Raw genomic sequence first — 3,947 nt, forward strand, 5'->3', positions numbered from 1 at the left:
CTACTGGTGTACTGGTCACCTTTGTTACCGAAGGGTAGCTTACGCCGGGCATCCCTCGGAGCCATACTCCACCACCCGGCCTGGTGCGCAAGAAGAGGCCGCCGCGCGGTGCGTGTGAGATCAACCCTATTGACGGGTCGGACGTGACACGGAGTGCCCCGAACGGGCACCATCGGCTGTCGGCAACTTACGCTGACGTAACCGTAGGCTCGGGCGTGGGCCCGTTGAAGAACGTTGGGCTGACTGTGGCAGATCTCGTGTACCCGCCGATCATCGGCGCGGCCCTGACCGTCTTCCGCGGTCTGGATCTGAAGATCGAGATCGAAGGCGCGGAGAATGTACCGCGCACAGGTGGTGCCGTGCTGGTCAGCAACCACATCAGCTACCTGGACTTCCTCTTCGCCGGACTCGGCGCCCACAAGTCGGCCAGGCGCAAGACGCGCTTCATGGCCAAGGACGAGGTCTTCAGGCACCGCGTCTCCGGACCGCTGATGCGCGGCATGCACCACATCCCCGTCGACCGCTCCGACGGCCAGCCCGCCTACGACGCCGCGGTGGCGGCGCTGCGCGCCGGCGAGGTGGTCGGCGTCTTCCCCGAGGCGACGATCTCGCGCTCGTTCATGCTGAAGAAGTTCAAGACCGGCGCGGCCCGCATGGCCGCCGACGCCGACGTGCCGCTGGTGCCGGTCATCCTCTGGGGCACGCAGCGGCTGTGGACCAAGGGCCGCCCGAAGAACCTGACCCGTCGCCACACCCCCGTCAGCATCCGGATCGGGGAACCGATCCACCTGACGCCGCAGGACCGGCCGGTCATGGTGACGCGCCGTCTGCGCGAGGCGATGAACCAGCTGCTGGAGAGCGCTCAGCGCGAGTACCCGGACCAGCCGTCCGGTCCCGAGGACCGCTGGTGGCTCCCGGAGCACCTGGGCGGCACCGCGCCCACCCCGCAGCAGGCCGAGGACGAGGACGCGCGCGCCGCCGAGGAGAAGGCCGCCCGCGACAGCTGAGCCTCGGGCCCGAACTTCCTGGAGATCGAGGCGGAACCGGTTGGCGGGCCTCCGCGTCGGATCGGCAAACGATCCAGGAGGACCGATGCACACCACCCTCACCACGCGTTCGCTGGCCGCGGCCGGCGCCGCCGCCCTTTCCGCCGTGCTGCTGCTCAGCGGCTGCTCGTCCGCCGCGAAGACAAGCGCGGTCGCGAGCGGCAGCGCGACGGCGGCGGCCTCTTCCTCTGCCCCGGCCACCACGTCGGCGACGCCCGGCGGCGGGGCCTCGGGCACGCCGGGCGACGTCTCCGCCACGGGCACCGCGGTCGTCGTGGTGCACAACGCGGACAAGGGCCACACCGTCACGCTGCACCCCGGCCAGACCCTCGAGGTCGTGCTGACCGGCGGCTACTGGGCGGCGCCGGCGAGCAGTGCCGCGTCCGTGCTGAAGCTCTCCGGCGGACCGAGCTTCGCCTCCCCCTCCCCCGGGCAGACCTGTCGGCCCGGGGTGGACTGCCGGGCGCAGCAGACGGAGTTCGTCGCGGTCTCGGCCGGCACGGCGACGGTGAGCTCCTCGCGCAGCAACTGCGGCGAGGCCATGCGGTGCACCGACTCCAACGGCAAGTTCGGCATCACCGTCACGGTGACGGCGTCCTGACGCCCGCTCAAGACGGTCCGCTCAGGAGAGCATGCGGGCGGCGTGCAGCCGGCTCGCATGCTCGACGAGCGCGATCAGCACCTTCTTCCCCGAGTCGCGCTCGCGCGCGTCGCAGAGGATGACGGGCGTCTGGGCCTCGAGGTCGAGCGCGGAGCTGATCCGCTCGACCGCGTGCTTGCGCGCCCCCGTGAAGCAGTTGACCGCCACGACGAACGGGATGCCGCGGCGCTCGAAGTAGTCCACGGAGGGGAAGCAGTCCTGCAGCCTGCGGGTGTCGGCCAGCACCACCGCGCCCAGCGCGCCGTGCGCCAACTCGTCCCACAGGAACCAGAACCGGTCCTGGCCCGGGGTGCCGAAGAGGTAGAGCGAAAGCCCCTGCCGGATGGTGATCCGGCCGAAGTCCATGGCCACGGTCGTGGTGGTCTTCTGCTCCACCCCGCCGAGGTCGTCCACGCCTCGGCTCGCCTCGGTCAACTGCTCCTCGGTCCGCAGCGGACGGATCTCGCTGACCGCGCCGACCAGCGTGGTCTTGCCCACCCCGAAGCCGCCGGCGACCAGGATCTTCAGGGCGAGCGCGGGTTCGTCGGCGGACGCCGCGGGTTTGGTGGGGCGTGCGGGCTGCGTCGGCGTCGTCGAGGTGGTGGTCGAAGGTGCGGTGGCGTCAGAGTGCGCGGAGGCCATTGATCACTTCTCGCAGAATGCGCTCGTCGGGGAGCAGGGCGGGCGGTACGGGACGGCTGACGCGGATCAGAGCGGCGTCCAGGAGGTCGCCGAGGAGCACCCGGACCACGCCGACCGGCAGGTCCAGTTCGGCGGCGATCTCGGCGACGGACTGGGCCTGGTGGCGGCAGAGGTTCAGGATCGCGGCGGACTCGGGCGAGAGCCCGAGATCCTCCCCGTACGGGCTGTCCGGCCCGTACGGGGTGTCCGCGACGACCATGGCGATCAGGTCGAAGGCCTCACTGGCGGGCCTGGTCCGGCCCCTGGTCAGGGCATAGAGGCGGACCATGGGGCCCGCCTCCTCGTCGAACCAGTTCGGTTCCATGGCGCTCAGCCCTCATCCCGCCGAGGGGGCGTCCGCCGCGCCGCGCGGCGGGGTGTAGAGGTGCTCGCCCACCCGGCGGACCAGGCGGGCCATCTCGTAGGCGATCAGCCCGATGTCGGCGTCCGCGCCCGCGAAGACGGCCAGGCAGGTGCCGTCCCCCGCGGCGACGACGAAGAGGAAGCCGCCGTCGAGCTCGACCATGGTCTGCCGGACCTCGCCGGCGTCGAAGTGGCGGCCGGTCCCCTTGGCCAGGCTGTGGAAGCCGGAGGCGACGGCGGCGAGGTGCTCGCCGTCCTCTCGGCTGAGCCCCGCCGAGACGCCGAGGGCGAGTCCGTCGCGCGAGAGCACGACGGCGTGCCGGACCTGGGCGACCCGGGAGACCAGCTCGTCGAGCAGCCAGTTCAGCTCACCGGTGTGGTTCATCGTCGCGGCCATCCGCGGCGCTCCTTTCGAAATCCTCGAAGTCCTGGAAGCCGTCGTAGGGGGGTCGGGCAGGGCTCGGCGGGTCCTGGTGCAGGCGCAGGTGGCGCGCGCCGCCGTTGCCCGGATTCGGGCGGGACTCCTTCCTGCCGCTGTCGTCGGCGCTGTCGCTGTCACTCGCCCCGTCGCTGCTACCCGCGCTGTCGCGGCCGCGGTGCCAACCGTCACGCAGGGCGGCCATGGTGGCCCTGGCCTGCTCGGGACTGCGCTCGCCCGGCCGCGCGGCGGGACGGGCCGCGCCCGCCCGTTCCGGCGGCGGCGCCTCCCGCAGCTGCACGGCCAGGCTCGCCTGCCGCACCCGGCGCGGCAGTTCGTCACCCTCGTGCCCGCCGGTCGCCCCGGTCGCCCCGGCCTGCCCCGGCCAGCCGAGGGGGCCTCCCCCGACCGCCGAGCGTGTCTCGCCCTTCCGGCCGACCCTCCGGCCGAAGGCCGACCCACCGGGGTGCCGCACGGGCAGCTCCGCGCCCTCGTCCCCGGCCGGAGGCCGGTCGTCCGCCTGCCCGAACGGCAACGACCGCGCCTGCCCCGGAACCGCGGGCCCACCGGCGGAGCCCGCCGACGCGCCCGCACTCCCCGCCTGGCCTCCGCGCCGCTCCGGCGGGTCCGTGCGAGCGGCGGAGCCGGGAGTGACCACCGGGCGGCCGAATGGCGACGGCGGAGCCGAGGGCGACGGGCCGTCCGGTGTGGGCTCGCTGTGCGGTGTGTCCGCCGCGTGGCCGAGGGGCAGCCGGTCGACGGGGCCCGCGTCGTCCCCTTCGGCGGACGCGCCGAGGAC

At 73.2% G+C, this 3,947-nt stretch carries 5 protein-coding genes and 1 pseudogene; 2 read left to right on the forward strand and 4 right to left on the reverse strand.

Annotated elements, in window-relative coordinates; genetic code table 11:
- The first annotated feature begins 245 nt into the window (after positions 1-245).
- Positions 246-1,007, forward strand: coding sequence for a lysophospholipid acyltransferase family protein (locus TR48_RS35500; RefSeq protein WP_042374709.1), 762 nt, complete (start codon positions 246-248; stop codon positions 1,005-1,007).
- A gap of 85 nt (positions 1,008-1,092) precedes the next feature.
- Positions 1,093-1,647: a hypothetical protein gene (locus TR48_RS35505; RefSeq protein ID WP_042374710.1), complete on the forward strand. Its 555-nt coding sequence runs from the start codon at positions 1,093-1,095 to the stop codon at positions 1,645-1,647.
- Between the two features lie 21 nt (positions 1,648-1,668).
- Here TR48_RS35505 and TR48_RS35510 read toward each other — a convergent pair whose 3' ends face one another.
- The 4 genes and pseudogenes from TR48_RS35510 to TR48_RS43925 all read right to left on the reverse strand — a co-directional run.
- Complete coding sequence (locus tag TR48_RS35510) at positions 1,669-2,328, reverse strand: GTP-binding protein (RefSeq protein WP_084730035.1); 660 nt, start codon at positions 2,326-2,328, stop codon at positions 1,669-1,671.
- Positions 2,309-2,692, reverse strand: a complete 384-nt coding sequence (locus TR48_RS35515; RefSeq protein ID WP_042374711.1) for a DUF742 domain-containing protein — start codon at positions 2,690-2,692, stop codon at positions 2,309-2,311. Before TR48_RS35515 ends, TR48_RS35510 begins: the two co-directional genes overlap by 20 nt.
- Before the next feature lie 12 nt (positions 2,693-2,704).
- Positions 2,705-3,127, reverse strand: a complete 423-nt coding sequence (locus TR48_RS35520) for a roadblock/LC7 domain-containing protein (RefSeq protein ID WP_042374712.1) — start codon at positions 3,125-3,127, stop codon at positions 2,705-2,707.
- A pseudogene (locus tag TR48_RS43925) lies at positions 3,099-3,947 on the reverse strand (hypothetical protein); the annotation flags it as partial. The pseudogene TR48_RS43925 and the gene TR48_RS35520, both read right to left, overlap by 29 nt.

The sequence above is a fragment of the Streptacidiphilus neutrinimicus genome, from assembly GCF_000787815.1.
Classification (GTDB): domain Bacteria; phylum Actinomycetota; class Actinomycetes; order Streptomycetales; family Streptomycetaceae; genus Streptacidiphilus; species Streptacidiphilus neutrinimicus.

Coding starts and splice junctions, on each gene's coding strand:
- TR48_RS35505 (WP_042374710.1), top strand. CDS start 1,093: ATGCACACCACCCTCACCACGCGTTCGCTGGCCGCGGCCGGCGCCGCC.
- TR48_RS35510 (WP_084730035.1), bottom strand. CDS start 2,328: ATGGCCTCCGCGCACTCTGACGCCACCGCACCTTCGACCACCACCTCG.
- TR48_RS35515 (WP_042374711.1), bottom strand. CDS start 2,692: ATGGAACCGAACTGGTTCGACGAGGAGGCGGGCCCCATGGTCCGCCTC.
- TR48_RS35520 (WP_042374712.1), bottom strand. CDS start 3,127: ATGGCCGCGACGATGAACCACACCGGTGAGCTGAACTGGCTGCTCGAC.